This window comes from Achromobacter sp. B7 (genome assembly GCF_003600685.1).
GTDB classification, from domain to species: Bacteria; Pseudomonadota; Gammaproteobacteria; order Burkholderiales; family Burkholderiaceae_B; genus Achromobacter; species Achromobacter spanius_B.
Genome location: NZ_CP032084.1, coordinates 5,023,525 through 5,047,555, shown reverse-complemented (window position 1 = coordinate 5,047,555; position 24,031 = coordinate 5,023,525). Strand labels below are relative to the sequence as shown.

The following is a 24,031-nucleotide window of genomic DNA, read 5'->3' as shown; positions in this document are numbered from 1 at the left end:
TATCGATCGGAAACTGGCTTCGCAAAAAATGGCCGGCCTGCTTGAGCGGCTGGCGCCCAACGAGGGCTATACGCAGTCGGCGCTGGAAGGCGTGCGCTTCATGCGGTCGAACCGGCCGCTGGGCCGCACGCCCGTGCTGTACGAGCCCGGCATCGTGATCGTGTGCCAGGGGCGCAAGGTGGGTTTTCTGGGGGACGAGGTCTATGTGTACGACGCGCAGCACTATCTGGTGCTGTCCGTACCCTTGCCTTTTTCAACTGAAACCGAAGCCAGCGAAGCCGAGCCGATGCTGGCGGTTTCGCTGCGGCTGGACCTGACCGAGCTGACCGAACTGATCCTGGCGATGGACGACACGCCGCCCTCGCAAGCCGCGCCGCTGGGCATTGTTTCCACGCCGCTGGATGCTTACCTGGCCGACGCCACGTTGCGTCTGTTGCGCGCGCTGTGTACTCCCGTGGAAGCGCGCGTGCTGGGCCCGGCGCTGCGGCGCGAGATTCTATTTCGGGTATTGAGCGGCACGCAGGGCGAGGCCATGAAGGCGGCGCTGGTGCACCAAGGCCGCTTTGGTCGGGTGGCGCGGGCGCTGCGCAAGATCCACGTCGACTTTGCGCAGCCGCTGGACGTGGGCAGCCTGGCGCAGGAAGCGGGCATGAGCATTCCCGCCTTTCATGCCAACTTCCGTAGCGTGACGCAGACGTCGCCCATTCAATACATCAAGTCGACACGCCTGCATCAGGCGCGGCTGATGATGATCCGCGACGGGCTGACGGCCGCCTCGGCATCGGCCCGCGTCGGCTACGAAAGCCCGTCGCAGTTTTCCCGCGAGTTCAAACGGTTTTTCGGCCGCACGCCGGTGGACGAGGCAAGAGACATGCGCGCGTCGTTCGCGCTGTCTCCTGCCGCGTCGCTAAGCGACTATTCCGGCGCGCACTGACCAGCCGCCGTCAATTGCCCGACGGCATGGGCAGCTTGAAGCCGTCCTTGGCCAGGCTTTCACGAATGTATTGCAGGCGCTCGTACTGCGACAGCGTGACGGGGCCGGTATAGGCATCGCCTTGCGCCTTTCTGGGCGGGTACTTCACGTAGGTCTTCATCAGGTCCGCCGCCGCCGCGTTCATGGTGGGCAGCGTCCACGTTCTTTCCGTGACGTTGCTCATGAAAATGTCGTAGCGTTCCTGCGGGTCGGCCCACAGGTCGAACACCTGGGGCACCCCGGCGACATAGGACTCCGGACCCTTCCAGCCCAGGTTGGTATCCACCGCCAGCCCGCCTGTCTTGACGCCGTCGTCGCCCCGCAGGTTGAACACGGCCTTGTAGTTGCCAACCCGAATCGCGCCGGGCGACAGTTCGTTTTCCGTGAAATAGAACCACGACTTGCGTTCCGACTTGCCCGTGCCGAACAGTACCGGCGACATGTCATAGCTGTCGAAGATGATCGGCTTGTCGGCACGGTCGTTGACGGGCAGCTTGACGCCGGCGACCGAGGCAAAGGTGGCCATCAAATCCAGCCCGCCCAGGATGCTGTGGTCTTTGGTGGCGGGTGCAATCTTGCCCGGCATCCACGCAATGGCGGGTACGCGGTTGCCGCCTTCGCGCACGGTGCCCTTGGTGCCCCGGAACGGGGTGTAGCCCGCGTCGGGGTAAACGTCTTGCCAGGCGCCGTTGTCGGTGGTGTAGAAGACCAGCGTGTTCTTGTCCAGGCCCAGCTCTCGGACCTTGTCCATGATGCGTCCGATGCGGGCGTCCAGTTCGACGACGGAATCGGCGTACTTGCTTTTCGATAGGGATTTGCCGACGTAGTCCGGGTCGGGCATGTTGGGTTGGTGCACCTTCATGAAGTTGATGTTCATGAAGAAGGGCGTTTCGCTTTTTGCATTGCGCTCCAGGTAGTCCACCGAGGCTTTTTCAACGTAGCGGTCAAAGAACGGAATGCCGACCACGCCTTCCTTGCCATTGACCTCGGGGGTGTCGACGTACTGCCCGTTGATCTTGAATTCCTCGCGCGCCGTTTCGCCGGCATTGCCCGAGAGCGCACCGCGCGTGACCTTCTGGAACATGGCGCGCAGTTCGGGGTCCATGTCGGGGAACCAGGTGGGATCGGCGTATGTGTAGGCGTTCAGGTGATACAGGCCGGCGTACTTCATTTCGTCATAGCCTTGCGCGTTCGGCAGGGAATAATCCGCTTCGCCCAAGTGCCATTTGCCGCTGAAGAACGTTTTGTATCCGCCCGTCTTCAGCACGGACGCCAGCGTCCATTCTTCCTTGGGCAAGCCGCCGCCCTGGCCCTGGAACGCAACGGTGGTCATGCCGCTGCGGTTGGGGATGCGGCCGGTCTGCATGGCCGCGCGCCCGGGGGTGCAGCTGGGCTGCGCGTAGAACGAAAAGAACGTCATGCCTTCGTTGGAGAGCCGGTCGATGTTGGGCGTGGGCATGCCGCGCCCCACACCGCCGCCGTAGGGCCCCAGGTCGCCGTAGCCCGTGTCGTCGGACACGATAAGAATGATGTTGGGTTTGCGGGCTTCTTGCGCCACGGCGGGCGCGCTGATCGCCGCTGTCGCCATCAATAGGGCGGCAAGGCCGGTTGAGAAACTTTGCTGTGTCGCCATGTTCAACACTCCATCAATAGATCGTTGAATCGACCGTGGGGGCGTGAATGACCTCGCGGTCGGGGGTGGCCTACATGAAGCTAAAGCATGTCAACGACGGCAGCGTCCGGGCTTGCGCCATTGAGCAAACGATCATTCCACCGTCCGTCAAATGGCGTCAATGGAAAAAGTGTCAGCGAAAATGTGGGCCTCAGGGGGGATGCCGGCGGCAGGGGCGGGGCAGCGCAAAAACTTCAAGGACGGTTACAGGCGCACCAGTGCGGATACACGATAGATTCCCGTTTTTCCGACGGCGGGAGTAAAACGGCGGTGTTACCGACCAGCCTGGAGCCTTCCATGCGCACCACCGTTCGCTTGTTGACCATTGCCTGTAGCCTCGCCCTGGGGGCGCATGCGTTCGCGGCCCCTCCGGAAGGCAAGGGCAAGCCCGACAAATCGGATCAAGGCCAGGGGCAGGGACAAGGGCAGGGCAAGAATAAAGGCCAGGGCCAAGGCGATTCCGGTGACAAGAATGGCAAGTCGAATTCCGGCAATGGCAATGGCAATGGCAATGGCAACGGCAAGGGCAAGGGCAAGGGCAACGGCGGCGATGACTCGCTGCGGCAGGCCGGCATTTCGGTGACCACCGCGCGCGGCTACGCCACCGAATATCACGTCACCGGCTATGCGCCGCTGCCGCCGGGCATTCGTAAGAACCTGGCTCGCGGCAAGCCGCTGCCGCCCGGGATCGCCAAGAAGATGGTGCCCGGCCCCATGCTGGCCAGGCTGCCCGTATATCCCGGCTATGAATGGCGCGTGGCGGGATCGGACCTGGTGCTGGTGGCGATTGCCACCGCCGTGGTCGCGGACATTCTGGTCAATGTGTTTGACTGACCGGGCGGCATGACGCTTGCTGGTGCATCGGGCTCCGATGCACCCGTTTTGCGATTTATCCGTGCCAACTCAATCCCGACCCCAATCCAAAGCCCAATCCCAGTCCCAATCCCAACCCCTGCGGCCCACCCTGGCCTTGCGGCTGCGCAACACCACGGCTTTTTGCCGGGCCCGGATGGCGGAGGACGCCTTCCGCCTGCCAGTGCAAACGGTGGCCGCCGTGCTGCTTGCGTTTGTCTGGATGCGATGGCGCCAGATGCCCGAGATTTCATGGGGCGCATTTTCCGCCCTGTTCGTCGTGCGCGCCAGCGTGGAGGGCACGGTGGGCGAAGCGTCGGCCCGCGTGCTGGGCGCCCTGATCGGCGTGGTGCTGGGGGTGTCGATGGTGCTGGCGGCGGACGCGGCGGGCGCCAGCCCGGTGTGGGCCATCGTGGTGGGGGTCGCTTGCGCGGCGTATCTGTCGATGCGCTGGCCCATGCTGAGCTACAGCCTGGTCACCGTCACGATCCTGACCGTCACGCCCGACGGCGACATCCTGGGCGGCGCGCTGGACAAGACACTGGCCATTGCGGTGGGCTCGGCCTCGGGCATTCTGGCCGCGCTGGCCGTGTTGCCCTTGTCGGCACGGTACAGCGCGCGCTGGAACCTGGCCGCGTCCATTGACGCCTATGGCGACATGCTGGTCGATTGGGCGGCGGCGTTCAACGAAGCGCGGCAGCGCCCACGCCTGCATGACCGGCCCATCATGGAACGGGCGCGTTGGCGCGCGCGCGACATGGTGACCCAGGCCGGCGCGTTTCCGCTGGACAAGCTCAGTTCACACCTGTCCGTCTATCAATTGAATGAACGCATTGAAGGCTTGTGGCGCACCGCCCCGATCATGGAGCGGGCGGGAAGCTTCGTGTTGTCCGAACGGACTTGCCACGCCCTGGGGCCGCCGCTGCACGACGTGGCCGCCGCGCTCAAAGAACAGATCGGCTGCCTGACGGAAGCGCTGCGCGAGAGAGCCTACACGCAACCGTGCCACGTCCCCGCGTCGGCCTTGTCGGCGCTGGATGAAGCCATCGAAGAGGCGTTGCGGTGGCCCGATTGCGACGCCGCCGAGAAGCAGGCGATCGGCGTCATCCGGTGGATCTGGCAGGAAGTGGCCCGGGAAGTGGAGGACCTGGCCGGCTATCTGCTGGAAGGACGTCCTGAGGCAGGAGGCCATGACGCGGGAGGCCCCGACGGGCCTACTGCGTGACGGTCTTGGCGGGCGGCGCGGCGGGCGCGCCGCTGGCCGCCGTGGTGGTCGTGGGGGACGTGGGCGTGGCGGTGCGCGAGGCCTGCGTCGGCATGCGTTCCACCGTCAGCGCGGCGGGATCGCTGGGCGACGGGCGCACCACCACCGTGTTGGTCGCGGCGGGCGTGCCCAGGTTGGGCAGGTCGGCCGGACGCGCGGTGGCCATGGTGGCAAAGGGGCCACCGCCATTGCCCGGCACGCCGTCCAGCGTCAGCCGGTCCGCCCACACGCCGTCGCGGCGCGACAGCACCTGATAGCGTTGCGGGCCGCCGGCACTGCGGGCCACGATGTACACGGCGCCGTCGATGACATTGAGCGCGGGCGGCGAGGCGGCGTCGGCGTCCAGGCGCGTGGGCTTGCCGTGTTCCACCAGCCACAGCGGCCCGCCGGAACGTTCCAGCAGCGCCAGGATGACGTTGCCCTTGGCATCGGCGTGCAGGGCCGGGCGGCCGATGAAGGGCACGCCCAGATCGGCGGGCGCGCTCCAATCCATATCCATGTCGGTGGTGTCGCCGGCTTCGATCAGCTTGGTCAGGTGGTTGTTGCCACGCTGGCGGAAATACAGCTCGACGCGGTCTTCGTGGTTGCGGATTGCGGCCAGGCCACCGGCCGCCACGGGCGCGGGCACGTGGCGCCATGCCTGCCATTCGGGGCGCTTGCCTTTGTCGGCGGGCAGCTGGCGGGTGTAGAAAAGTTTGCCTTCGGACGTATTGGCGAAGATCACGTAGCGGCCATCGGCCCCGCGCGCGGCGGCTGGCGCGCCAGTGGCGCCGTCCAGGGCGGGCAGGTCTTGCCAGGGGCTCCAGCTGCCGTCGATGCCCGACGGTGCAATCCAGTGCAGCAGGCCGTCATAGCCCAGGGCCACGGCAGCGGCTTCGCCACGCGGAGCCACGGCGGGAATCTGCGTCACGCGCAGGCCGCCCAGCGCTTGCCAGCCTTGCCACGTGCCGTCGTGGCGTTGCTTGTTGGCCCACACGCCGCCCAGCGGATCGCGCGCCATCAGGCCGGCCGTGCCGTCGGCATGCGTAAACGATACCAACGGGCCGGTGGTGCGGCCGCCCAGGCTTTGCCAGCGGCGCTGGCCCGAATCCCAGCGGTTGACGGCGGCGTTGGTTTCGCCCGCCGCAAAGACCACCAGGCCGCCGCGCCCGTCCGGATACAGCTGTGGCGCGATGTCCTGGCGCGATACGTAATAGGCGCGCTGCACCCAGGCGGCGGCGGGGCCGGCCGGTTCCTTGCAGCCGCTGGGGCCGGCGCAGTAGTGGTAGTCGTTCCAGGCGTAGTGCTGGAAGATCACCGACTTGCTGGCGATTTCGGATTCGGTCAGGTTGGTGGCGCGTTCCTGGCTGGGGTAGTCGATGTAGCCGGTTTCGGCGTAGTTGCCGGGCACGCGCAACATGGCTTCGCGCGCCAGCCGCGCGCTGGCGATGTGGTCGGGGTGGCCATGGCCGGCGCAGCGCCAGCACAGCTGCGTGTACGGCACGGTGATGGTGTCGTCCAGGTGGCGCACGGTGGTCGGGCCGTATTGGCGGATGAGTTCAGCCAACGTGTCGATCAGCTGTTCGCGCGTGTACGTTTCGGGATAGGGGCCCAGCGTGTCGACGCTTTGGCCCGGTTCGGATTCCGTGCGGCTAAGCGGGGTCAGGCTGCCCCAGCCCTTGCCCAGCCACGGGTCCTTCAGGCGCATGTGCCACAGCTGCACGCGCGGATTGTCCTGCAAGGTAAAGCGCGCGATCTGGCGGCTTGCCGCGATGCCGGTATCGGCTTTCCAGACGTCCGGTTTGTGCGCCATGTAGGCGTAGGCGGCGCGCACGCCGCGCTCGCGGCCCAGCATGTAGGTATCGCCTTCGCCCGCGTCGCTGGCGGTCAGGTAGACCACGCGCACGCAGCCGCCCGCTTCAACGTTGGAGGCAATGTCCGGGTTCATGAACAGCAGGTCGTCGTCCAGATGCGCGACGAACGCCAGGTCCTTGATGCCGTGACACTCTGCCAGCGTGGGCGGAGCGGCCAATGCGGGAAGGCAAGTGAGGGTGGCGGCCAAAGCGGCGGCCGTGCAGCAAAGCGCCCGGCGTAGCGGGCGCAGCATGTCCATCAAGGCGGGCATAGAAGGGCGCGGCCAAGGGGCCGCGCGGCAAGAAGCTTAGGTTGGAAGAAAGACTGCAAAAACAGCTCGGAAAAGTATACCGGCGCGCGTGCAGGCGTCCATGCCTCTGGCCGTACAGAGTGTTGGATAGGGTGTCAGACTGCAATTTACCGCCGGGCTGGATGGAGAACCGTCACCTAATTACGCTGCCACTGTCCCCATTCAGGATCCAGTCGGGCAGGCGCGCCGTGCACCCACACCTGCTCGTCGTACAGGCCCGCTGCCGCCTGCGGGGCGACGTCGAACGCGATGCCCAGCGCGCTTGCTACGCAGGGCGCTTCGATGGGCAATTCCCAGGTAAGGAACCACTGCGACAGGTCGGCATCGGCGGGAAAGTCCCGGGCGTCAAAGCGATGGCCGCCGCGCGGCACAACGGCATGTGGCTGGCAGGTGTCGAAGACGATGGCGGTGCCGCGTGTCAGGGGGATGCGCTGGCCGGAATGCGGGAAATGCACGTCCAGCCCCCTGTCTTCGCTTACGAAAAGGTTGCAAAAGGCCGCGCCGGCATATTGCCCGCCGTCATGGTGGTAGCGGGCGCCCCGGCAGGCCATCAGCGCCATGTCACTGTCGGCCAGCACGTTGTCCAGGCCTGCGTCGCGCGTCCAGGCGTGCATGGCCTGCACGCAGCGCTTGTAGTCGGGCCAGCGGCGTTGCGCGCGGGCCAGCGGCAGGGGTTCCACATCGCCGGGCTCCAGCATCAGGCGTGTGGTGATTTCGCGTTGCCAGTCGGCGACGACGTGTGGGGCGGGGGCGGGAATGTCCAGGGTGGCGCGCAGCACCGTCGGGCTGACGCTGCGGCTGCGGATGGCGTCGCCGCTGAAATAAAAGGCGGTCAGCAGATCGGTCATATCGTTCAGCCCCCGCGATGCTCGTACGCGGCCTGCGTGGCCTCGCCATCCACCGTGGCGGCGCGCGCGCGTTCCATCAGGTGCTGCTTCAGCCGCGCCAGCGCGTCCGGCGTCCAGCCCGTCGCGCCCGTCACCGCCAGCCACGCATCCACGTAGTGCTGCGGCGCGTAGACGTGGCCGTAACCGATGGGCGTCTCGGTGCTGACCGACATATCCAGCGCCAGCTGCAACATCGTCACCACCGGCACCCAGCGCAGCTGCGGCGATACGTCGGGGCCGTAGGGGGGCTCCATCCATGCGGGGCGGCGGTATAGGTCGCGAAAGTCGAAAAACGTGATGGCGTCGCTGGCGTACTGCAAGAACACAATGCGCATCGGGCCCCATGGCGCATCGGCGGGCACGGGCGAACCGTGCTGGTTCATGAAGCGCACGAAAGCGCCGTCGCGCAATTGCGGCAACCACGCGGGCGAACCGGGGTTGCGCGCGTCTGTAATGGCGCGCCACACCCGGCTTTCAAACGGTGGACCGCTCCAGAGGGCGCCCTGGATCGGGTCGCCGATCATCTCGAACAGTTCGGCCGACCGCGCGGAATTCAGCGCGCCCAGGCTTAAACCGTGCAGATAGAGCTTGGGGCGCTTGTCTTTCGGCAGCGTGGTCCAGTAGCCGTAGACCTCGGCGAACAGCGCGCGCGCCGCCTCTGATCCGTACTCGGGCTGGGCCAGCAAGGATAGTGGGCTGGACAGGTAGGAATACTGCAATGCCACGCTGGCCACGTCGCCATGCAGCAGGTATTCCAGCGCGTCCATCGCGGCCGGGTCGATCCACCCCGTGCCGGTGGGCGTCACCACCACCAGCGCCGACCGTTCAAACGCGCCCACGCGTTTCATCTCGGCCAGCGCCAGCTTGGCGCGGGCGGCCGGCGTGTCGGCGCCGGGCAGGCCGACGTAGACGCGGATCGGTTCCAGCGCGTCATGCCCGGTCTGCGCCCGGATGTCCTGGGCGCTGGCGCCGGATGCAATGAATTCGCGGCCGGCGCGGCCGAGTTGTTGCCAGGCGATCAGGGAATCGGGGCTGCCCGTTTTGCCGGGGGCGGTGGGACGCGGGCGCTCGGGTTCAAGCAGCGCATCGTATTCGCGGAACGAGGCGTCCAGCACATGCAGCGCCGCCCGAAAGAACACGTTGTTGGCCAGCGACCAGAAGATCAGGATGGCGATTGCGGCGCCCGTCACGTTGGCCACACGGCGTGGCACGACGCGGCGCACCCGCGCGGCCACCCACCGCGTCACCAGCTTGAACAAGCGGCCCAGCGCCAACAGCACGGCGAAGGTGGCCAACGCGGTAAGGCTGACCTTGAAGGGATGCGCGCTGGGCACGGGCGGCATTTCCATCAGCGCGCGGATCGTGTTCTGCCAGTCGGCCGCGCGCCACAGAAAGGCCAGCAGCACCGCCGCGCACACCAGCGTGATCGTGCCGTTGACGATGCGCGCCGCGCGCCCACGGGGCTCGGGCAGTTCCAGGTAAGCCCACAGCCAATGCCACAACACGCCCAGCCCATAGCCGGCGGCCAGGCAGGTGCCGCCCAGCACGCCCTGGGTCAGGTAGGTGCGCGGCACCAGCGTGGGCGTCAGCGACGCGGCGAAGAACAGCGTGCCCAGCAGCAGACCCAGGCCCGACAGCGATTCCAGATGCGACTGGAAAAAAGCCTGTAGGCGGCGGTGCGGGCCTTGCGGCATGGTGGGGTCTCCGTGGGGGCGGCCCCTTAGAGGGGCGGCCCTTATTATGCAAGCGGAACCGGGGCCGGGGCCACGCCCGGCGCGGTGCGACGAAAATTGTTTTTCATCTGACGGACGGCAGCGCCCACGGCCATGCCGGATCGGTTTAAAACCAATACAGTGTTCCACGGGCCGGCGGCGTCATGGCCGCAAGCGCCTTCGGAATGGACCCCAAGACGAATCAATAACACTGGAGACGGGATGGACACGGTAAGCAAACAGGGCGCCGGCGTGCGCGAACAAGTCAGCGCAACGGAATGGCAGGTCCGCACAGACCTCGCGGCCCTGTATCGGCTGGTGGCGCTATTTGGCTGGGACGATCTGATCTTCACGCACATCACCGCCAAGGTGCCTGGCACCGAGCACTTCCTGATCAATCCCTACGGCATGATGTTCGACGAGATCACGGCGTCCAGCCTGGTCAAGATCGACCTGCACGGCAACAAGGTGATGGATTCGGAATACGACATCAACCCGGCCGGCTTCACCATCCACAGCTGTATCCATGCGGCCCGCAAGGACGCGATGTGCGTGCTGCACACGCACTCCATCAACGGCGTGGCCGTGTCGGCGCAAAAAGACGGCCTGCTGCCCTTGTCGCAATTTGCCTTCATCGCGCTGCGCTCGCTGAGCTATCACGACTACGAAGGTCTGGCGCTGAACCCCGAAGAACAACCGCGCCTGGTGCGCGACCTGGGCAGCAACAATTACCTGATCCTGCGCAACCACGGCTTGCTGACGGTGGGCCAGACCATGGCCGAGGCGTTCCAGGCCATGCACCGCCTGGAAGCCGCCTGCATGGCGCAGGTGCGGGCGCAGGCCGGCGGCGGCGAATTGATCTTCATCCCGCCCGAGGTCCTGGCGCGCGCCGCCGTTGAATCGCCCGCCGACCGCGCCTACAAGGCCTCGTTGGCCTGGCCGGGCTTGTTGCGTCGGCTGGATCGACGCAACCCCGGCTACGCGGAATAGGTCTGTCTGGTTTGTCCGCCGTGCCCGGGCCCGCCCGCGCACGGCCCCTTCACCATAAGGAGCCTTGATGAAGCTGACTTCGATGAAGCGCATCCCGACCCTGATGCTGGGCGCCGCCGTGCTGGCCTTGTCCGCCCAGGCCGTCGCCGAGCCGGTCACCTACGACATTGACCCCTCGCACACCTATCCCAGCTTTGAGGCCGACCACTTCGGCGGCCTGTCCACGTGGCGCGGCAAATTCAACAAGTCCCAAGGCGTGGTGGTGCTGGACCGCCAGGCCCGCACCGGCACCGTCGAGGTCACCGTCGACATCAACTCGGTGGACTTCGGCCACGACGAGATGAACAAGCACGCGCTGGCGCCCGACATCTTCGACGCCGCCCGCTACCCCACCGCCACCTTCAAGGGCAAATTCACCAAGTTCGACGGCGACCGCCCCGAAGAGGCCACCGGCGACCTGACGCTGCGCGGCGTGACCCGCCGCGTCAAGCTGGACATCGACGACTTCAAGTGCATCCAGCACCCCATGGAAAAGCGCGAGGTCTGCGGCGCGGACGCCTCCACCGAATTCAGCCGCAAGGATTTCGGCCTGGACTTCGGCCTGGACATGGGCTTCAAGCCCGAAGTCGAACTGAAGATCCAGGTCGAGGCGGGGCGTCGGGGGTAGGGGCCGATCCTGGCGCGTCATATCGCGGATATGTAAGTCATAGCCGACATTTTTGCCAAATTTTCAGAAAAAGTCGGCTTTGGCTTACATTTTTGGGCCGGATCGGTGCACGCGCAGTGGCGCCAGTGTCGAGCTTTTTGACCACCTGGTCAGCGCCTACCTGACCTCGGGCATTTCAGGCTTTCAACCCAAGGTGTTGATGCCGGATGTGGTGACGACCAGCGTGTACGAGATCGATGACCCGCAATCCGGCCGCAAGCTGTCTGACCGGACGCTGGCGCTCAAGCTGAACAAAAGCCGCGAGTATCCCAGCAGGAAAACGCTGCTTCAGTTTGGCCGCACGGTGTGTGGCGTTGCCAGGCCGGAAACGGTTATCGACCGGATTGCCACGGCGATGCACGAGGTGCTGGAAGATGAAAAGCACCGCGTCGACGCCGATTTCCTGGCCAGGATGCGGGCCGAATGGCAGCAGGGCAGCGATTCCGTGCAAGCGCCTGTCTACTTCCAGGGCAAGCCCGGCGCGTGACGTCCCAGCCGGCCTACTCCGCCACTTCCGGCTCGACCAGCCGGGCCAGTTGCAGCAGGGATTCCTGCCAGCCCAGGTAGCACATTTCGGTGGGGATGGCGGCCGGGATGCCGCTTTGCTCGATGGTGATTTCCGTGCCGCACGACACCTTGCGCAGCTGGATGGTCGTCATCATTTCGCCGGGCATGCCGGGGTCGTCGAAGCGGTCGGAATAGCGCAGCCTTTCGCCGGGGACCAGTTCCAGGTATTCGCCGCCGAACGCATGGATCTGGTTCGATCCAAAATTGCGGAACGACATCTTGTAGGTGCCGCCTACCTTTGCGTCCAGTTGGTGGACCTGGCAGGTAAAGCCGTACGGGGGCAGCCATTTGGCGACGGCGTCGGCCTCCAGGAAGGCGCGGTAGATGCGGTCGGGGGTGGCGCGCAGGACGCGGTGGAAATTCACGGTGCCGGTAGTCATGGTGGATCGCCTTGAGAAGAGTGGGTCGTACTGATACGACGAACCGGCCGCGCCAACATCGACAGGGATCTTCCTAGGAAAAACCCTGAGAACGCAACCGGTCCACATACGCCGACAAGGCTTGCGCGTGGCGCTCGTCCGCGCGCAGGCCGACGTGGCCGTCCGCCCGCACCACCAGCAGCACGATCTTGTTCACGCCCAGCTGGCGGGCGGTGTCGGGCGACAGGTAGGCGTCCACATTGGACACCTCGGCGTTGGCCGTCAGTGCAACAACCACTTCAATGATGGGGCCGTCCGACAGCGCCGCCGTGTCGCGGTGGACCTGCGCCAGCTCGTCTTGCGGCGTGGCGCTGCCCCCGATCAACAGCGCGGTGTGGCCCAGCCGCTTGGTGTAGTCGTGCAGCTTGCCCGCGCCGCCTGACGCGAATTCGACGGGCAGGTGGTCGGGCAGGCGTTGCCCGGGCGACACGCTGGGTTGCGCATCGCCCATGACGATGGGCGAGCCGGCGTAATCGATGTCCAGCTCTGCCTCGGCCACGGCTTCGTGATGGCGCGTGGCGGGGTCGGAGAACGCGGCGCGGATCGCGGCGTCGCGCTCGCGGCGGGCCTCGGGATCCATGACCATTTGGGCATTTTCGGCGGCGTCGCCCGACGCCATGACCTGGTCCGCCACCGGCCGGCGCTCGGCGTGGTAGCTGTCCAGCAAGGCGTCCGAGCAATGCCCCTGGCAAACCAGCGCCAGCTTCCAGCCCAGGTTGTAGGCGTCCTGCATGCCGCTGTTCATGCCATGGCCCTGCGCGGGGCTGCACGTGTGCGCCGCGTCGCCGGCCAGCAGCGTGCGGCCCAGGCGAAAGCGCTGCGCGACCTTCGTGTGGCAATCAAAGCGGGTCGGGTGCGACACGCCTTCGAAGCGCGCGTCGGGCAGGTAACGGCGCAAGGTCTCCAGAGCGTCGTTCACCAGGTCCGACTGCGGCGAACCGGGCCGCAGATAGACGCGCCACCGACGCTCGGGCAGCGCGGTCAGGATCACGGGCGTCGGATCCAGGTAGGCGTAGTTGGCCTCGAACGAATCGGGCCATCCGGTGATGGCGGCGTCGAATACCGCCCAGGGCTGGTGGATGTCGTGCCCCTCCTGGCCGATACCCATCAGCGTGCGCACGGTGCTGTGGTGGCCGTCGCAGCCGACGACCCATTGGGTAAACACCTTGGACCGGACGCCGCCTTGCTCAAGGGTTGCCAGCACGCCGTCGGGGCGCTCTTGCAGCCCGACCAGCTTGGTGGCGCGAGTGACGCTGCCGCCCAGGGCTTGCAGATGGTCGGTCAGGATGGCTTCGGTGACTTCTTCCGAAATACCGATATTGAAGGGGTAGCGGCTGCCGCACAGCGCCAGATCGATGTCGCCCAGCACGTTGCCGGCGGCGTGGATGCGCGCGCGGCGCTGCTTGACGCCGGCATCCAGCAACGGCGCGGCGATGCCCAGGGCGTCCAGGATTTCGATGGTGCGAGGGTGGACCACGGTGGCGCGGTCCCAGTCCAGCGGCCGTTCGTGCGCGTCGATCAGCAGGCAATCGACGCCGCGTCGAAAAAGCTCCGAGGCGGTGAGCAGGCCGGCGGGGCCGGCGCCCACGATCAGAACGGTCGTCGCGATCATCAAGCTTTCTCCAGTCGGCCCGTGCCGCCCATGCGTGGGCGTCTGGCGAAATTAGAGCAAGCCGAGGGAAAGCGTCAATGAAAGCGGCCCTTGCCTGATGGGCGAGGGCCGGCTTACCGGTGCGTCGGTATCAGTACGCGCCCATGTAGTCGCGCTTGCCGACTTCGATGCCGTTGTGGCGCAGCAGGGCGTAGGCCGTGGTGACGTGGAAGAAGAACTGCGGCAGGCCGTAGTGCAGCAGGTAGGCGCTGCCCGACAGCTTCTTTTCCTTGGGCGTGCCCGGACGCAGCACGATTTCCAGCGTGGCGGCTTTCTCGAACTGTTCCGGCGTGAACGCGCCGACGTGCGCCAGCGTCTTGTTGATCAACGCTTGCAGCTCGGCAAAGGTGGCTTCGCCTTCGGGCCAGGATGGCACCTCGGCGCCGGCCAGGCGCGAGGCGATGCCCTTGGCGAAGTCGCAGGCGATCTGCACCTGGCGCGACAGCGGGAACATGTCCGGGTACAGGCGGGCGCCCAGGTAGGCGGACGCGTCGATGTTCTTGGCCGTGGCGTGCGCTTCGGCTTTCTTCAGCACGTCCGACAGGGCGGACAGCATCTGCTTGATGACGGGAACGGAGGCGTCGTACAGGGGTTGGGTCATGGGGGCTCGCTTGAATAAGGGTAGGCGGGCGCGGGAAATTCCCTGCGCGGCTGCGGCAAGACTACCAGCAATTGATGGCGTTCGTTCCGGCTGGTATTTTGTACTTTTAATGTATCCAGGATTCACTAAACCTGGGGTTTATACGGGGTATATCTGCCGTTTTTCCTTGCGCTATAACCCGGTATGTATTTTTTGTGTATTTTTTTACGGTTCGGGTGCAAATGAAAATCGCATTGTTGGGTTGTGGGGAAGTGGGCCATTGCTACGCCGAGGCGTGGCGGGCGGGCGGACACCAGATCGTGGGGATCTGTGAGCTAAGGCAAGACGCAGAAATGCAGCAGCGCGCCCAGGCGCATGGCGCCCCGTTGCATGCCACCCCCGGCGCGTGGCTGCAAGAGGCCGACATCGTCGCCTCGGCCGTGTTCGGCCATGCCGCGCTGGCTGTCGCCACGGCGGCTTTGCCGCACTTGCGCCAGGACGCGGCGTATGCCGACTTCACCACCGCCAGCTCGGGCGACATGCGCGCCGCGTCCCAGGTGGCGGCGCAGCACGGCGTGCCGTTCACCGACGTGGCCATCATGGGCGCCATCGCGTTGTTGGGCGCGCGCACGCCGCTGCTGTGCGCCGGCACGGGCGCTGAAAAAGTGGCGGCCTTTACCGCCGATTGCGGCGCGCCCGCACAAGCCATCGATGGCCAGGCCGGCGATGCCGTGCGCTTGAAACTGCTGCGCAGCATCCTGACCAAGGGCATGGAAAGCCTGGCCGTGGAATGCCTGGTCGCCGCCGAAAGCATGGGCCTGCGCGCCTCGTTGTACGACGTGCTGTCGGACATGGACCGCACGCCGCTCACCACGTTCGTCGATTCGTTCGTGCGTTCGCACGTGTTGCACGCGCCGCGCCGCCTGGCCGAAGTGCGCGAGGCCCGCGAACAACTCGTCGAAGCCGGCTTGCAACCGCTGGTGCTGGACGGCGTGGAGCGCCTGTTCGCGCGCACGGCCAAGGGGATTGAAGCGGCGCGCGAGGCAGGCTCGTTCAACGTGCCCGATTCGGTCGACGCGCGGCTGGCCTGGCTGACGCCGCTGGCCCGGCAATCCTGATTTCTGACAAAGCGGCCCCGCAGAGGGCCGCTGGCATCAACAAAACCTGGAGAGGAAGACAATGACGTCCCTGAAGACTTTGCTGGCGGCCACGCTGCTTATCTCGTCGGCCGCCGCCGGCGCCGCCGACATGGGCACGGCCCCGATCACGCTGATTTCGCCCTTTCCGCCGGGTGGCGGCACCGACACACTGACCCGCATGATCGGGTCGGCCATCGCCCAGGACACCGGCTGGAACATCGTTGTGGAAAACAAGCCGGGCGCCGGCGGCAACCTGGCGCTGGACGCCACGGCGCGTGCCAAGCCCGACGGCCATACGTTGGTCATGGCGCAGACGGACAACATCGTGCTCAACCCGTGGCTGTACAACAAGCTTAGCTACGACACGTTCAAGGACTTCAAGCCGGTCGGCCTGGTGGCCTCGTCGCCCAGCGTGTTCGTGGTGGTGCCCGAGTCGCCCTACAAAACGCTGGACGATGTGGTGAAAGCCGCCAAGGCGCGGCCCGGCCAAATCTCGCTGGGCATACCCGGCATCGGCGGCAGCGGCGACTTGATCGGCCACCTGTGGCGCAAGGCCGCGGGCATGGAGCTGATGCACGTGCCGTATCGCGGCTGGTCGCAGGCGTTTCCGGATCTGGCCAGCGGCCGCATCGACCTCTACACCGGGTCGGTGGCTTCGTTGTTGCCGCAGATCCGGGGCGGCAAGGTGCGCGCGCTGGCGGTGGTGGCGGACGCGCGTTCGCCCGCCTTGCCCGACGTGCCGACCTTTGCCGAAAGCGGTTTCAAGACCATCAACCAGACCATCTGGTGGGGCTTGATGGCGCCGGGCAAGACGCCGGACGACGTCGTCGCCACGCTGAACCAGGCGCTGAACGCGTCGCAGGCCAAGCCCGAACTGGTGAAGAAGTTGGAAGACTCCGGCTACAGCGTCATGACGGGCACGCCCGCGGACCTGGCCAAGCGCCATCGCGCCGACCACGACGTCTTCGGCAAGGTCGTGCAGGAAGCCGGCATCCCGAAGCAATGAACCCCAACATCGAACGCAACAGGAGCACCCCATGATCGGCTTTGATATCCGCCCGCGCCAACGCGCGGTCAGCAGCGATTTCGTCGAGAAATTCCGCCACATCCCGGTGGCCAACATCAGCGATTGCATGTGGCGCATGACGGCGGGCGGCGCACGCCTGCGCCCCATGCATGACGGCACCTTGCTGGCCGGCCCGGCCGTGACGGTGCGCACGCGCCCCGGCGACAACCTGCTGGTGCACAAGGCATTGGATCTGGCCCAGCCGGGCGACGTGGTGGTGGTGGACGCGGGCGGCGACCTGACCAACGCCATCATCGGCGAAATCATGACGACCTACGCGCAGACGCGCGGGCTGGCCGGCATCGTGATCAACGGCGCCATTCGCGACTGCGGCACCATCCGGCGCGGCTCGTTTCCGGTATACGCGGCGGGCGTCACGCATCGCGGGCCGTACAAGGACGGGCCGGGTGAAATCAACGTGGTGATCTCGCTGGACGGCATGACGATCGAGCCGGGCGATTTGATCCTGGGCGACGAAGATGGCCTGCTGGCGTTGCCCTACGACCAGGTGCCCGCGCTGTACGAGGCCGCCTCGGCCAAGCACGCGGTGGAAGAAAAGATGCTGGCCCAGATTGCCGCCGGCACGCTGGACACATCGTGGATCGACGCGCGCATGAAGGCGCAGGGCTGGAAGCCGTAGCGGGCAGCCGTCTTAGCCCCGGCCGATACCCAGGCGGCGCAGCAGCCGGTCCTTCAGCCCGCCCGCGTACGCCCAGGACAGCACCGCCAGCACCAGCATGGTCACCGTGAAGTACGCGCGCGCGGCCAGCGGCACGGGGTTGATCTGCGCGATGGTGCGCAGCGGCTCGTAGTTCGTGAAGTCGCTGGCGGCCAGCGTGCTGAACAGCAGCGCCAGCACCGGCCCCGTGAAATGCGGGCGCTCGCCGCGCGTGGGGTCATTGCCGCGCGACATCCACTGCATCAGGCGGAACAACTGCACCACGAGGGTGGCAAGCGGGATGGCGACCGCCAGCAGCAGGACAAAAAGGGCAACCAGGATCTGAGGCGAATTCATAAATATCGGTAAAGCCCATCATGCGGCTGTTGCATCGGCCGGCGGCTTGCGCTGGCTGCGAAACAACAGGTGCGTGCTGGTCAGGTGAAAACGCATGGCGATGTCGGCGCAGGCCGCATCGCGCGCGCGCAAGGCGGCGATGATCTGGCGGTGGTGTTCCACGCTGCGCAGCATGTCGTCGTGCGTATAGAAATAGAACGAGCCGATGATGATCGGCATGTCCAGCAGGTTTTCCACCATCGTGCGCACGCGCGCCGATTGCGCCGCGTCCAGCAGCGCATGGTGAAAAAGGTTATTGCAATGCTGCACCCGCGCCACCTTGTCGGCATCGTCGGACAGGATGGCGTCCAGCATGCGCTGGTTGATCTGTTCAAGATGGTCGATCTGCTGCGGCGTGGCCCGTTCGGCGGCGCTGCGCGCGGCATAGGGTTCCAGCAGCAGGCGCAGTTCGAACGCTTCGTTGATGTCGCGGTCCACCCAGCCCAGCACCTCGGCGCCGCGCCGGCCTTCGCGCTTGACCAGGCCATCGGCAACCAGCCGTTCGATGGCGCTGCGCACCGGTGTGCGGCTGACGGAGAGTTCGGCCGCGATGTGTTCTTCGCGCAGCCGTTCGCCAGGCAGGAACACGCCGGACATCAGGCGTCGGCGCAGTTCTGCATAGACAAGATCGCGGGCGCTGGTCATGGTGAAGAAGGGGCTTTCCTGGGGGGCGCGAAGAGTTCCAGACTATACCCGAAGGCGACTTGAAAACAGCGTCTGCAAGACGGCCGGCCACGTTGCCGCCCGCCGCCGTTTATGGCTGAATAAAGCCATCCTGTTTCGATGAAGAGCGCACCGCCATGGGCCAGCACAATTTCCCCGCCCTGCCGCCGCAACCCGCCGAGATCGCCATCGGCGTGGCGGCCGCCGATATCCACCATCACCTTGTCACCGCGCCGGATGGCAAGCGCGTGTATCGCCTGTCGGTCTGGACGCCGCCGCTTGACCCGGCGCCGCCCACCGGCTACCCGCTGCTGCTGATGCTGGATGGCGCGGCGGTGTTCGACAGCTTGACGCGCACGCAGGCGGCATTGCCGCCCGGGCGGTCGCTGCAAGCGGTGGTGGTGGGCGTGGACCATGACGATGCCAAGCCGTTTGATCCCAAGGCCAATCTGGCGGCGCGGTCCTACGACTACACGCCGCCATCGCCCGGTGCGGACGCGCCCCGCGGCGCGCCCAACAACCCCGACGCCGTGGGCTGGGCCAAGCGGGGCGGCGGCGCGGATCATTTCCTGGACCTGCTGCTGCAACAGGTGCTGCCGCTGGTGCAGGCGCGTTATCCCGTGGACCCGGGCAACCGCAATCTGTACGGCCATTCGTATGGCGGGCTGTTCGTGCTGCACGCGGCGCTGACGCGGCCGCAGGCGTTTCAGCGCTATGTGGCGGCCAGCCCGTCGATCTGGTGGAACGATCACACCATCCTGCAAGCGCTGGCCTCGCCTGCGCCGGTACTGCCGGCCGGCATCGACGTAACGGTCATGGCCGGCGCCGAAGCCAAAGGCCAGGACGACGCGCCGGGCAGCCCCGAAAGCGTCGTGCGTGCCCTGTCGCGGATTACGCATGTGCGCGCAGACTTGCAGGTGTTTCCCGGCTTGGGGCACGGCGCGATGCTGCCCGCCTCGCTGGCGGCAACGCTGCAACGGTATGTCAGATAGCGCCCACGACAGCGCTTGCAGTGCTACACCGGCAGCACTACACCCGCTGGGCGAATGCGATCGTCAAGCTCACGCCGCGTCCCGCCGGCCCCAGCCCGGTTCCCCATTCGATTCGCGCGCCGTGCGCCTTGGCAATCTGCGCCACCAGCGACAAACCGATGCCGCTGCCGTGTTCCGCTGTGCCGGGCGGCCGGTAGAAGCGGTCGAACACGCGTTCGCGTTCGGCCGGTGCGATGCCCGGCCCGTCGTCCGACACGCTAAGGTAGGCGCCGCCCGCAACCAGCGGCCCGCAACGAATCTGAATGCGGCCGCCGGCCGGCGTATAGCGCAACGCGTTGTCCAGCAGGTTGCGCACCAGCACGCCCAGGGCGTCCACATTGCCCGGCACGGACACGGCTTCGGTGTCCAGGGCAATGCGCTGCTGGCGCGATGCGGCCGGCATTTCGCTGTCGCGCGCGATCATTTCAGCCAGCCGATCCAGCGGCACGGGTTCGATTGCGCTTTCGTCCTGCGCCTGCGTGCGGGCCTGTTCCAGCAACTGTTCGGCCAGCCGCGCCGTGCGCGTGGCCACCTGCCGCAATTGCCCGACCGCCTGCGCGCGCGCCGCCTCGCTTTCGCTGCGCAGCGCCAGTTCGGCATACGTGCTTAACGCCGCCAGCGGCGTGCGCAGCTCGTGCGCCGCGTCGGCCACGAAGCGGCGCTCGCGGTCCAAAGAGGCCGACAGGCGTTGCAGCAGGTCGTTGATGGCGCCGACAAAGGGGCGCAATTCGCCCGGCATGCCCGCCGTGGGCACCGGCGTCAGATCCACGCCGGTGCGGTGCAGGATGGCGTCGCGCGCGTGGTCCACGGGGCGAAACGCGCGCCGGATCACCAGCCACGTCAGCGCCATCAGCGTCGGGAACAGCACGCTTAGAAACCACAGGCTGCTCCACATGCGGTCGGCGGTTTTCTGCCGCAGCTCTTTAACCGACTTGGCAAACTGCACCTGCACGCGGCCGTCGGCGTCCGACACCGCGTATGCGCGCCACGGTTCACCTTGCAGGATGATGTTGCGATAACCGTCTTGGTAGTCCGGCACCAAGGGCTCGGCGGGCGCCCAGGGCGATTGCAGGACCAGCCGCTTGTCGGCCAGCGACCACGCCTGGAAGTTGGCGGTTTCGCCGTCCATCCGGGCGGGCGCGGACAATTCAAAACGGTCTTCGCGCGACGGCTCCGCTTCCAGCAGGCTGGTGGGAATGGACACCAGCGCCTTTTGCGCGCCGTAGCGCAGGCCCTGGTCGAACATGCCGGTTTCAGCGCGCGTCTGCTGCACGTAGATCAGCGCAAACACGATCAACCCCGTGGCCAGCATGGCAAGCAGCAGGGTGATGGCCACCCGTCGGCGCAGCGTCATCATGGCGCGGTGTCCGCCACGATGCGATAGCCCATGCCGTGCTGGGTTTCGATCAGCCCGTCGCCCAGCTTGCGCCGCAGCTGGTGGATGTACACCGCCACCGTGTTGCTTTCGATCGTGCCGCTGCTGCCGTACACCGCCGCTTCAAGCTGATCCCGGCTGACCGTGTGGCCCATGCGCTGCATCAGCGCCAGCAGCGTGTGGTATTCATGCGCGCTCAAGCTGACGTCGCGGCCGCCTTGCCTGACCCGGCGGCCGGCCGGTTCCAGCACCACGTCGCGGCAGCGCAGCGCCGACACCACGCTGTTGCTGCTGCGCCGAAGCACCGCGCGCAGCCGAGCCAGCAGCTCGTCCAGCTGAAACGGCTTGACCAGGTAATCGTCGGCGCCCGCATCCAGGCCCTGGATGCGTTCGCTGAGGCGGTCGCGCGCCGTGATGATCAGAACGGGGGTGGTGTCGAAACGGCCGCGCAACGTCTTGAGCAGCGCCAGGCCGCTGCCTTCAGGCAGGCCCAGGTCCAGCAGCACGGCGTGGTAGCCGTGGTCCACCAGCGCCAGTTGCGCGTCGGGCAGGGTGCGCACCCAGTGGACGCTGGCGCCGTCATCGGCCAGGCCCGCGTGCAGCGCGTCGCCCAGCATGGGGTCGTCTTCAACAAGCAGGATACGCAAGCACACTCCAGACCGGAACCCGCGCCAGGCGGGCGGCGGGTCTTAAAGAAATTTTAAAAGTTGCAGAAGACAATTCGGGCCGATCCCGTGGGCGGCCGCCCGCGGCCAACGACACGAATGAAAAGGAAGCCCTGATGCGGATGGGTATAGTAGCAAGCGGCCTGATGGCGGGCGCGGTGCTTGGCGGGGCCGGCGTGGCCCAGGCGCAGGGCGCCAACGGCATAGGTTTAGGGGTCGGAGCCATACCGGTCTATGAAGGGTCCAGCGAATATCGCGCCTTGCCCGTGCCGCTGATCAACTACCACTCCGGCAACTTTTTCATCACGCCGCGCATGGGCTTGCCCGCGATGGGGCTGAAGACGTCGCTGGCCACCGACCTGGACGCGGGCGTCTTCGTGGGGCTGAGCCTGGGCCGCAAGGCGGACGACGCCGACCGCACCAAAGGGCTGGACGACATCAAGTTCCATGGCGCCTACGGCGCCTACGTGGAATGGCGGCCGGGCCGGTATTCGCTGGGCGCGGGTTACAAGCAGGCGGCGCGCAGCGGCTATGGCGGCACGCTGGAACTGCGCGCCTCGTACGCAGCGCTGATGACCGAGCGGAACGTGGTGCAGGTTGGCGTCAGGACCGAATGGGCCAACCACGACGCCATGCAGACCTGGTTCGGCGTGACGTCCTCGCAAGCGGCGCGCAGCCGCGAAGGCTTGTCCACCTATTCGCCGTCGTCGGGCTTCAAGTCGGCGGCGCTGTACACCACCTGGACCTATCGCATCGACCCCAGCTGGAGCACCGTGTCCACCCTGGGCGTAAGCACCTTGCTGGGCGATGCGCGCGACAGCCCGCTGACCGAGCGCAAGACGAATATGTTTGGGTCGGTGGGCGTCATGTATCGCTTCTAAGGCGGGACGGCGGGACGGCGGGACGGCGGGGCAGCGGGCTTGGGGGCAGCCGGCTTCCCGGCAGCGGGCGGCCGGGCAACGAGCAGCGCGCAACAAACAAGGCGCAACCCGCAGCGTTATTTTGTTCAAGAAAACGCACCGGGTGCCGGATACAATTTCCGCGCGAAATCCCCGATGTTTCCTCGCTTCCTCGTTCCCCATTCCCTCATTCCCTTGAGCCCCGCCATGCCCGCCACTTCGCCCGACCTTCCGCCTGAACCCCAAGCCGTGCACAGCCCGACGACGCGGCACGCGATCTTTATCGTGGCCACGATCAACCCCGGCGCCGACGCCGCGCAAACGGTGCGGTCGTGGTGCGAAGACGTGGCCACGCGCGTGCGCACCGTCAACACGCGCTCGCCGGAGCAAAGCCTGTCCTGTGTGTGCGCGTTCGGCTCCGACGCGTGGGACGCGCTGTTCGGCCAGCCGCGTCCGGCCAGCCTGCATCCGTTCCGGGTGTTCGGCGAAGGCGCGCGCGTGGCGGTGGCCACGCCCGGCGATATCCTGCTGCACATCCGCGCCGATTCCATGGACCTGTGCTTTGAAGTGGCAACGCTGCTGATGCAAGGCCTGGGCGACGCCGTGACGGTGGTGGACGAGGTGCACGGCTTCCGCTATTTCGACCGCCGCGCCATCATCGGCTTTGTGGACGGCACCGAAAACCCCGAAGGCCGCGAAGCCGTGAACTTCACCGTCATCGGCGATGAAGACGCCGAGTTTGCCGGCGGCAGCTACGTGCTGGTGCAAAAGTACCTGCACGACATGGCGGCCTGGAACGCGCTGACGGTTGAAAGCCAGGAAGGCGTCATCGGGCGCCACAAGCTATCCAACGTTGAACTGGACGACGACATCAAGCCGGCGTCCTCGCACAGCGCGCTGACCACGCTGGAAGAGAACGGCCAAGAGATCAAGATCCTGCGCGACAACATGCCGTTCGGCCGCGCGGGCATGGGCGAGTTCGGTACGTACTTCATCGGCTACGCGCGTTCGCCCGCGCCCATCGAGCAGATGCTTGAAAACATGTTCGTGGGCCGCCCGGCGGGCAACTACGACCGCTTGCTGGATTACAGCCGGGCGGTGACGGGCGGGCTGTTCTTCGTGCCGTCGGCGCAATTGCTGGAGCAGTTGGCCGAACGCGCGCCGGTCGTAGCTGTTGTCCAGGACGACGCCGCGCCGGTGGTGGCAAGCGCGCCGGTCGCACCGGTCGCGCCGGTCGTACCGGTCGTACCAACCGTGCCGTAGGGGCGGCGACCGAGGCCGGCAATATCTTGCGCCCTGAGGCTGTGCCGCGCAGGCGCGGCAGGGCGCAAGAACGCCATCCTCTACGACTAAAGACCGATGCGCCGGTCGCGCCCCGCTGCTACTGTCCGCCCGGAGCAGATCGGCATTGCCGGCCACGGCGCTTTCCGATTGCATCGTCACGCGGCACGTGCCGTGCGGTGGCTGCTGCTCAGCCGATGCCGACGCGGTTTTCTTCGTCGGCAAGCAGCAGGAGAATCGCATGAAGACCAACCATCAACCGTCCACGGCCAGCCAGGCGCAAGACGCCCAGGTCCAGGCCCTGACGGCACAAGAAATCCAGCAGGTCAGCGGCGGCTACGGCCAGAACCGCTCTTTCGGCGTCGTCGTGCCGCAGCGTAGCGTCCCCGGCCAGGGTTCGGTAACCCCGACATCCGGCAAGACCTTTTTCACGCGCTGATGC

General features: G+C 66.5%; 24 protein-coding genes. 13 read left to right on the top strand and 11 right to left on the bottom strand.

Going from position 1 to position 24,031, the window contains the following annotated elements; all coding sequences use genetic code 11:
* Window positions 1-28: 28 nt before the first annotated feature.
* The gene (locus DVB37_RS22910) at window positions 29-934 is read left to right on the top strand and encodes an AraC family transcriptional regulator (RefSeq protein WP_120156857.1); all 906 of its coding nucleotides are present in this window, start codon (window positions 29-31) and stop codon (window positions 932-934) included.
* Between the two features lie 10 nt (window positions 935-944).
* Here DVB37_RS22910 and DVB37_RS22905 read toward each other — a convergent pair whose 3' ends face one another.
* A complete protein-coding gene (locus DVB37_RS22905; RefSeq protein WP_104142177.1) occupies window positions 945-2,606 on the bottom strand; it encodes an arylsulfatase in 1,662 nt (553 codons plus the stop codon).
* A 336-nt stretch (window positions 2,607-2,942) separates the two neighbouring features.
* On the opposite strand from DVB37_RS22905, the gene DVB37_RS28465 reads away from it, so the two are divergent.
* Window positions 2,943-3,479, top strand: coding sequence for an anti-virulence regulator CigR family protein (locus DVB37_RS28465; protein ID WP_162941272.1), 537 nt, complete (start codon window positions 2,943-2,945; stop codon window positions 3,477-3,479).
* Between the two features lie 175 nt (window positions 3,480-3,654).
* Window positions 3,655-4,722 (top strand): FUSC family protein, encoded by a 1,068-nt coding sequence (locus DVB37_RS22890; protein ID WP_120156854.1) that lies wholly within the window; start codon window positions 3,655-3,657, stop codon window positions 4,720-4,722.
* On the opposite strand, the gene DVB37_RS22885 is transcribed toward DVB37_RS22890, so the two are convergent.
* The 3 genes from DVB37_RS22885 to DVB37_RS22875 form a co-directional block, all read right to left on the bottom strand.
* The gene (locus tag DVB37_RS22885; RefSeq protein WP_120156853.1) at window positions 4,712-6,865 is read right to left on the bottom strand and encodes a PIG-L family deacetylase; all 2,154 of its coding nucleotides are present in this window, start codon (window positions 6,863-6,865) and stop codon (window positions 4,712-4,714) included. The genes DVB37_RS22890 and DVB37_RS22885 overlap by 11 nt on opposite strands.
* Window positions 6,866-7,041: 176 nt before the next feature.
* Window positions 7,042-7,752 (bottom strand): hypothetical protein, encoded by a 711-nt coding sequence (locus DVB37_RS22880; protein WP_120156852.1) that lies wholly within the window; start codon window positions 7,750-7,752, stop codon window positions 7,042-7,044.
* Between the two features lie 5 nt (window positions 7,753-7,757).
* The gene (locus DVB37_RS22875; protein WP_120156851.1) at window positions 7,758-9,485 is read right to left on the bottom strand and encodes an alpha/beta-hydrolase family protein; all 1,728 of its coding nucleotides are present in this window, start codon (window positions 9,483-9,485) and stop codon (window positions 7,758-7,760) included.
* A 240-nt stretch (window positions 9,486-9,725) separates the two neighbouring features.
* On the opposite strand from DVB37_RS22875, the gene DVB37_RS22870 reads away from it, so the two are divergent.
* The 3 genes from DVB37_RS22870 (at window position 9,726) to DVB37_RS22860 (ending at window position 11,686) form a co-directional block, all read left to right on the top strand.
* Window positions 9,726-10,493, top strand: a complete 768-nt coding sequence (locus DVB37_RS22870; RefSeq protein WP_046807085.1) for a class II aldolase/adducin family protein — start codon at window positions 9,726-9,728, stop codon at window positions 10,491-10,493.
* 82 nt (window positions 10,494-10,575) lie between these two features.
* Window positions 10,576-11,160, top strand: coding sequence for a YceI family protein (locus tag DVB37_RS22865; protein WP_104142334.1), 585 nt, complete (start codon window positions 10,576-10,578; stop codon window positions 11,158-11,160).
* A 79-nt stretch (window positions 11,161-11,239) separates the two neighbouring features.
* Entirely contained in the window at window positions 11,240-11,686 is a 447-nt protein-coding gene (locus DVB37_RS22860) for a hypothetical protein (RefSeq protein ID WP_120156850.1), read from the top strand.
* Between the two features lie 13 nt (window positions 11,687-11,699).
* On the opposite strand, the gene DVB37_RS22855 is transcribed toward DVB37_RS22860, so the two are convergent.
* The 3 genes from DVB37_RS22855 to DVB37_RS22845 all read right to left on the bottom strand — a co-directional run bounded on the left by DVB37_RS22855 (window position 11,700) and on the right by DVB37_RS22845 (window position 14,437).
* Window positions 11,700-12,146, bottom strand: a complete 447-nt coding sequence (locus DVB37_RS22855; RefSeq protein WP_104142186.1) for an SRPBCC family protein — start codon at window positions 12,144-12,146, stop codon at window positions 11,700-11,702.
* A gap of 73 nt (window positions 12,147-12,219) precedes the next feature.
* Entirely contained in the window at window positions 12,220-13,797 is a 1,578-nt protein-coding gene (locus DVB37_RS22850; RefSeq protein ID WP_240433971.1) for an FAD-dependent monooxygenase, read from the bottom strand.
* A 130-nt stretch (window positions 13,798-13,927) separates the two neighbouring features.
* Window positions 13,928-14,437, bottom strand: coding sequence for a DUF1993 family protein (locus DVB37_RS22845; RefSeq protein WP_104142189.1), 510 nt, complete (start codon window positions 14,435-14,437; stop codon window positions 13,928-13,930).
* A 221-nt stretch (window positions 14,438-14,658) separates the two neighbouring features.
* On the opposite strand from DVB37_RS22845, the gene DVB37_RS22840 reads away from it, so the two are divergent.
* From DVB37_RS22840 to DVB37_RS22830, 3 genes are all read left to right on the top strand, one after another.
* Window positions 14,659-15,534 (top strand): NAD(P)-dependent oxidoreductase, encoded by an 876-nt coding sequence (locus DVB37_RS22840; RefSeq protein ID WP_120156848.1) that lies wholly within the window; start codon window positions 14,659-14,661, stop codon window positions 15,532-15,534.
* A gap of 61 nt (window positions 15,535-15,595) precedes the next feature.
* A complete protein-coding gene (locus DVB37_RS22835; protein ID WP_046807089.1) occupies window positions 15,596-16,561 on the top strand; it encodes a tripartite tricarboxylate transporter substrate binding protein in 966 nt (321 codons plus the stop codon).
* 31 nt (window positions 16,562-16,592) lie between these two features.
* Window positions 16,593-17,261, top strand: coding sequence for an RraA family protein (locus DVB37_RS22830; RefSeq protein WP_046807090.1), 669 nt, complete (start codon window positions 16,593-16,595; stop codon window positions 17,259-17,261).
* Between the two features lie 12 nt (window positions 17,262-17,273).
* On the opposite strand, the gene DVB37_RS22825 is transcribed toward DVB37_RS22830, so the two are convergent.
* Complete coding sequence (locus DVB37_RS22825) at window positions 17,274-17,636, bottom strand: hypothetical protein (protein WP_120156847.1); 363 nt, start codon at window positions 17,634-17,636, stop codon at window positions 17,274-17,276.
* 18 nt (window positions 17,637-17,654) lie between these two features.
* The gene (locus DVB37_RS22820; RefSeq protein ID WP_046807092.1) at window positions 17,655-18,320 is read right to left on the bottom strand and encodes a GntR family transcriptional regulator; all 666 of its coding nucleotides are present in this window, start codon (window positions 18,318-18,320) and stop codon (window positions 17,655-17,657) included.
* A gap of 155 nt (window positions 18,321-18,475) precedes the next feature.
* Between DVB37_RS22820 and DVB37_RS22815 the strand changes: the two genes are divergently transcribed.
* Window positions 18,476-19,330 carry an alpha/beta hydrolase gene (locus DVB37_RS22815; RefSeq protein ID WP_120156846.1) on the top strand — a complete coding sequence of 285 codons (855 nt, stop codon included), beginning with the start codon at window positions 18,476-18,478 and terminating at the stop codon, window positions 19,328-19,330.
* A gap of 37 nt (window positions 19,331-19,367) precedes the next feature.
* Here the strand turns inward: DVB37_RS22815 and DVB37_RS22810 are convergent, their stop codons facing one another.
* On the bottom strand, window positions 19,368-20,726 hold the full coding sequence (locus DVB37_RS22810; protein ID WP_120156845.1) for an ATP-binding protein: 1,359 nt from the start codon (window positions 20,724-20,726) through the stop codon (window positions 19,368-19,370).
* Window positions 20,723-21,391, bottom strand: a complete 669-nt coding sequence (locus DVB37_RS22805) for a response regulator transcription factor (RefSeq protein WP_120156844.1) — start codon at window positions 21,389-21,391, stop codon at window positions 20,723-20,725. Before DVB37_RS22805 ends, DVB37_RS22810 begins: the two co-directional genes overlap by 4 nt.
* A gap of 134 nt (window positions 21,392-21,525) precedes the next feature.
* Between DVB37_RS22805 and DVB37_RS22800 the strand changes: the two genes are divergently transcribed.
* The 3 genes from DVB37_RS22800 to DVB37_RS28460 all read left to right on the top strand — a co-directional run bounded on the left by DVB37_RS22800 (window position 21,526) and on the right by DVB37_RS28460 (window position 24,028).
* On the top strand, window positions 21,526-22,290 hold the full coding sequence (locus tag DVB37_RS22800; protein WP_046807094.1) for a MipA/OmpV family protein: 765 nt from the start codon (window positions 21,526-21,528) through the stop codon (window positions 22,288-22,290).
* A gap of 225 nt (window positions 22,291-22,515) precedes the next feature.
* On the top strand, window positions 22,516-23,571 hold the full coding sequence (locus DVB37_RS22795; RefSeq protein ID WP_120156843.1) for a Dyp-type peroxidase: 1,056 nt from the start codon (window positions 22,516-22,518) through the stop codon (window positions 23,569-23,571).
* A gap of 259 nt (window positions 23,572-23,830) precedes the next feature.
* The gene (locus tag DVB37_RS28460) at window positions 23,831-24,028 is read left to right on the top strand and encodes a hypothetical protein (RefSeq protein WP_146073884.1); all 198 of its coding nucleotides are present in this window, start codon (window positions 23,831-23,833) and stop codon (window positions 24,026-24,028) included.
* Window positions 24,029-24,031: the final 3 nt, after the last annotated feature.

Bases quoted from the DNA above. Each gene is read 5' to 3' on its own strand.
- DVB37_RS22880 (WP_120156852.1), bottom strand. From the start codon at position 7,752: ATGACCGATCTGCTGACCGCCTTTTATTTCAGCGGCGACGCCATCCGC.
- DVB37_RS22890 (WP_120156854.1), top strand. From the start codon at position 3,655: ATGGCGGAGGACGCCTTCCGCCTGCCAGTGCAAACGGTGGCCGCCGTG.
- DVB37_RS22870 (WP_046807085.1), top strand. From the start codon at position 9,726: ATGGACACGGTAAGCAAACAGGGCGCCGGCGTGCGCGAACAAGTCAGC.
- DVB37_RS22875 (WP_120156851.1), bottom strand. From the start codon at position 9,485: ATGCCGCAAGGCCCGCACCGCCGCCTACAGGCTTTTTTCCAGTCGCAT.
- DVB37_RS22800 (WP_046807094.1), top strand. From the start codon at position 21,526: ATGCGGATGGGTATAGTAGCAAGCGGCCTGATGGCGGGCGCGGTGCTT.
- DVB37_RS22825 (WP_120156847.1), bottom strand. From the start codon at position 17,636: ATGAATTCGCCTCAGATCCTGGTTGCCCTTTTTGTCCTGCTGCTGGCG.
- DVB37_RS28465 (WP_162941272.1), top strand. From the start codon at position 2,943: ATGCGCACCACCGTTCGCTTGTTGACCATTGCCTGTAGCCTCGCCCTG.
- DVB37_RS22840 (WP_120156848.1), top strand. From the start codon at position 14,659: ATGAAAATCGCATTGTTGGGTTGTGGGGAAGTGGGCCATTGCTACGCC.
- DVB37_RS22835 (WP_046807089.1), top strand. From the start codon at position 15,596: ATGACGTCCCTGAAGACTTTGCTGGCGGCCACGCTGCTTATCTCGTCG.
- DVB37_RS28460 (WP_146073884.1), top strand. From the start codon at position 23,831: ATGAAGACCAACCATCAACCGTCCACGGCCAGCCAGGCGCAAGACGCC.
- DVB37_RS22795 (WP_120156843.1), top strand. From the start codon at position 22,516: ATGCCCGCCACTTCGCCCGACCTTCCGCCTGAACCCCAAGCCGTGCAC.
- DVB37_RS22810 (WP_120156845.1), bottom strand. From the start codon at position 20,726: ATGATGACGCTGCGCCGACGGGTGGCCATCACCCTGCTGCTTGCCATG.
- DVB37_RS22865 (WP_104142334.1), top strand. From the start codon at position 10,576: ATGAAGCGCATCCCGACCCTGATGCTGGGCGCCGCCGTGCTGGCCTTG.
- DVB37_RS22845 (WP_104142189.1), bottom strand. From the start codon at position 14,437: ATGACCCAACCCCTGTACGACGCCTCCGTTCCCGTCATCAAGCAGATG.
- DVB37_RS22885 (WP_120156853.1), bottom strand. From the start codon at position 6,865: ATGCCCGCCTTGATGGACATGCTGCGCCCGCTACGCCGGGCGCTTTGC.
- DVB37_RS22815 (WP_120156846.1), top strand. From the start codon at position 18,476: ATGGGCCAGCACAATTTCCCCGCCCTGCCGCCGCAACCCGCCGAGATC.
- DVB37_RS22820 (WP_046807092.1), bottom strand. From the start codon at position 18,320: ATGACCAGCGCCCGCGATCTTGTCTATGCAGAACTGCGCCGACGCCTG.
- DVB37_RS22855 (WP_104142186.1), bottom strand. From the start codon at position 12,146: ATGACTACCGGCACCGTGAATTTCCACCGCGTCCTGCGCGCCACCCCC.
- DVB37_RS22910 (WP_120156857.1), top strand. From the start codon at position 29: ATGGCCGGCCTGCTTGAGCGGCTGGCGCCCAACGAGGGCTATACGCAG.
- DVB37_RS22830 (WP_046807090.1), top strand. From the start codon at position 16,593: ATGATCGGCTTTGATATCCGCCCGCGCCAACGCGCGGTCAGCAGCGAT.
- DVB37_RS22905 (WP_104142177.1), bottom strand. From the start codon at position 2,606: ATGGCGACACAGCAAAGTTTCTCAACCGGCCTTGCCGCCCTATTGATG.
- DVB37_RS22850 (WP_240433971.1), bottom strand. From the start codon at position 13,797: ATGATCGCGACGACCGTTCTGATCGTGGGCGCCGGCCCCGCCGGCCTG.